We start from the raw sequence: 3,848 nt of genomic DNA on the forward strand, positions 1-3,848 counted from the left end.
GGCAACCGGTTCCAGACCCCGCTGGGTCGGGACGGGCGATCCGCCAATGCCTCGAGGCCGCCACGCTGAAAAGCGTCGTACCACCGGTAGAACGTCGCCCGGGTGACGCCGAGCTTGTCCAGGGTGGCGCGCACCGGCAGATGGGATGCTNCGACCAGCCGGATGATCTCCAGCTTCTCAGAGGCCGGGTACCTCATGCCTCGTCGCCCCCAGCCCCGGTCAGACTTTTTTTCAGCAGGCGGTTTTCCAGGACGAGATCGGCTACGACCTCCTTCAGCGCACCCGCCTCGCGACGCAGGTCCTGGACCTCGTCGGCGGTCGCGGCACGGGCCGTGTCGCCGGCCAGCCGCTTCTTGCCGGCTTCCAGGAACTCCTTGGACCAGCCATAGTACATCGAGCTGGCGATGCCTTCGCGCCGGCACAGCTCGGCGATGCTGTCCTCACCGCGCAGCCCTTCCAGCACGATGCGGATCTTCTCCTCGGCCGAGAACTGCCGGCGCGTGGCGCGGCGGATGTCCTTGATCACGGCTTCTGCCGGCTGCCGCGCCGGCCCGGACGTCTGTTTCATCTTCGCTCCTGGGGGCTACGATGAACCAGCCATCCTCCGTTCGTGAAGACCCTCAATTTGTCTCAGGAGTGCTGACGGCGGACAGTCGTTCTAGAGGACGGCTTTCCCGTCACGCAGGCGGACGGCTCCTCGCGTTTCGACCTCGTCGACCCGCGGGCCTACTCGCGCATCGACGTGTTCCGCGGGCCGCAGTCGCCGTTCTTCGGCAACTACGCCACGGGCGGGGCGCTGAACTTCGTCACCCGCCGCGGCTCCGAGATCAACGGCGTCGAGTATGGGGTCGATGCCGGCAGCTTCGGCTACCTCAACAACTACGTCACTTTCGGCGGGGTCAGCGGCCCGTTCGAGTACAGCCTGTTCACCAGCGACACGCGGGGCAACGGCTTCCTCAGCCACAACTCATTCGACACCCAGACCATCAACTTTCTGGGCACCTACGCGCCGACCACAGACGACCGCTTCACCCTGAAAATCATCAACAACGAGGTCGCCACCGACCTACCGGGGCGCGGCTCGCTCAACCAGTTCCGGCTCAACCCCTTCCAGCGGGGCTGCACCACGGCCGTCGCGGCCGCACCCGGTTGCGTGACCTACAACCTGCTTCTCAACGGCCGGAACGGCGCCACCGTGCCGGTCACCGCCGACGAGGGCGCCTTCTTTCGCGGCGACCGGCGCACCATCGTGGGCGGACGCTGGGAACATGACTTCGACGCCTTCACGACCTGGCGCACCCAACTCGTGTTCGACGACCGCCAGATCAACCAACCCTTCTACACGAGCTCAGGACGCGGTGATTTCCCAGGCTTCAACTTCCTCACCGACTTGACCCGGCGCGGCGACCTGTTCGGCCTTCCGGCGACCGGCTACGTGGCGCTCGCCTACAACACCCTGGACAGCCACAGCCTAACCTACAATCGCGCGCCCTACGGCGGCCCGCGGCTCGGCGCGCTGACCGCCGATCTTGAGGCTACGCAGGCCAACCTCGGCGGGCGCGCGCGGATCGAGGTGCAGCTCTCGGAGCAGTGGATCGCGGTGCCCGGAATCAGTGCCGAGAACACCACGATCAACGGCCGCAACATCACCTATGGCTTCCCGGCCGCCGGCGGCTTCACGACCACCCTGGCCAACCTCGACCGCAGCTTCCTCAACGTCGCGCCCGAGCTCGCGCTGGTGTATCGGCCCAACACAGACTGGCAGTTCCGGGGTCGGGTCGCCACCGGCTACGCCACGCCTTCGGCCTCGAACCTCACCGTCACGTCCGCCGGTGTGCCCGGCAACAACGGGCAGCTGCAGACACAGGAGAACCTCGGCTTCGACGTCGGAGCCGACTGGACGCCGCTGCCCGGCGTCCGATTCAGCGTCACGGGCTTCTACGAGTTCTTCCGCAACGAGCTCGTCACGCAATCGCCCGGTGCTGGCCTCCTGAGCTACACCTTCAACGCACCGGCCTCGGAGCATCGCGGCGTCGAGGTCGGGGCGGACTGGGCTTTCTCGCCGGGCTGGCGAGCAACCGCCGCCTACACCTTCGACGACCAGATCTACACCAAGTACGTCGAGCAGCTCAGCGCCGGCAGCCTCACCAGGCGGTTCGACCGCGCGGGCAACCACATCCCCGGCGTGCCTGCCAACCAGCTTCTCGCGCGCGTGGGCTACGAGCAGGCCACAGGCCCGTTGGCCGGTCTGGGCGCCTATGTCGAGACGGTGTTCCAGGACGACTTCTTCATCGACAACGCCAACCTGCTGAAGGCGCCCGGCTACGCCATAGTGAACCTGAACGTCCACTACACGACGGAGCTGGTCGGCTACGCCAAGCGGTTGAACCTGTTCTTCGAGGCGCGGAACGTCTTCGACAAGACCTACATCGCCTCGGCCCAGAACCTCGCAAATTCGATCAGCGCAACCTCCGGCCTGCAGAACGGCGCGAGCGTCCTGGCCAACACCACCGGCTCGGTGTTCGCGGGAGCTCCGCGCAACTTCGTCGGCGGCATGCGGCTGGCATTCTGATGCGATCGAGGAGCACAGCGCCCGCACCCATGCAGGCCCCGCGACGGCGTGTCTTCCGCGCGGCCATCGCGGTGGTCGCCCTGTACGCACTCGCGCTTCAGGCAGTGCTCGGCAGCGCGAGCCTCACGGTCTTTCCCGACCCTGTTCACGTCATTTGCCAGCCAGACGTAGCCATCGACAACGGGCTCTCCAAGTCGCCCCTCTCTCATCATGGGCACTCGAAGTGCTGCATCGTCGCCCATGTGGCGGGATCCGCGGCTGTCCCGTCCATGGAGGCGGTTCCCGTCGCCTGGCCCCTCCGCCAAGCCGTTGCCGTGACCTGGCGTCCGGAGGTCCTCGCCTGTCCGCGCGGGCCACCAGGAGCCAGAGCCAGTGCACGCGCGCCGCCCGTCGCCTGATCGGTCGCATCACCCCGATCCTCCAGGCCACGGACCTCATGCCATGTACCGAATTCCCCGGGTCAAGCTCTACGCCGCCCTGCTGTTGACGCTGCTCGCCACCACGTCGGTCTTCGCCCAGACCACCGCGACCCAGTCCGTCACCCTTTCCGAGCTCAGCGTCTCCGGCTCCGCCGGACCGCTGGCCGAGACGCAGCTTCCACCGGCCGCCCAGGCAGCGAGCCTGACCGTCCCGACCATCGAGCAGGCGCGCGCGGAACTTCAGCGCACGCCGGGCGGGGTCGCCCTCGTGCCGGACACCTACTTCAAGAACAGGCCGGCCCAGACGCTCAAGGACGTGCTCGACTTCGTGCCTGGCGTGATCGTGCAGCCCAGGTTCGGCTCGGATGCCCGGCTGTCCATCCGTGGCTCGGGCCTCTCCCGCAACTACGGCAACCGCGGCATCAACGTTTTCCAGGACGGCATCCCCATCAACACCTCCGACGGCCTCGTCGACTTCTTCGAGATCGACCCGACCGCCTACCGCTACGTCGAGGTCTTCAGGGGCGCCAACGCGCTGCGGTTCGGCGCCAACGCGCTCGGCGGCGCGATCAACCTAGTCACGCCGACAGGCCGAGACGTTTCCCCCTTCGAGGCCCGCATCGATGCCGGCAGTTTCGGATACCTGAAGGGGCAGGCCGCCACCGGCGGGGTGTCGGGCCCGTTCGACTACTTCCTCACGCTGTCCGGCGACCGGTTCGACGGCTTCCGCGAGCACAGCGACGGAAATTCGGTTCGGGGGCACGCCAACTTCGGCTACCAGTTCTCGNCGGACGCCGAGACGCGCTTCTACGTCAACGCCAACACCATCAACCAGCGCATCCCCGGCGAGGTGACCC

General features: G+C 67.2%; 1 protein-coding gene and 2 pseudogenes. 2 read left to right on the forward strand and 1 reads right to left on the reverse strand.

Features of this window, described 5'->3' with window-relative positions:
• Positions 1–568: pseudogene (locus tag I53_RS07975) on the reverse strand (helix-turn-helix domain-containing protein); the annotation flags it as partial.
• 75 nt (positions 569–643) lie between these two features.
• On the opposite strand from I53_RS07975, the pseudogene I53_RS07980 reads away from it, so the two are divergent.
• Both I53_RS07980 and I53_RS07985 read left to right on the forward strand, forming a co-directional pair.
• Positions 644–2,572: pseudogene (locus tag I53_RS07980) on the forward strand (TonB-dependent receptor family protein); the annotation flags it as partial.
• A gap of 441 nt (positions 2,573–3,013) precedes the next feature.
• Positions 3,014–3,848 (forward strand): TonB-dependent receptor plug domain-containing protein (locus tag I53_RS07985; protein WP_043348889.1); only part of this gene is annotated, 835 nt, incomplete at its 3' end.

Source organism: Methylobacterium sp. B1 (assembly GCF_000333255.1).
Lineage (GTDB): Bacteria > Pseudomonadota > Alphaproteobacteria > Rhizobiales > Beijerinckiaceae > Methylobacterium > Methylobacterium fujisawaense.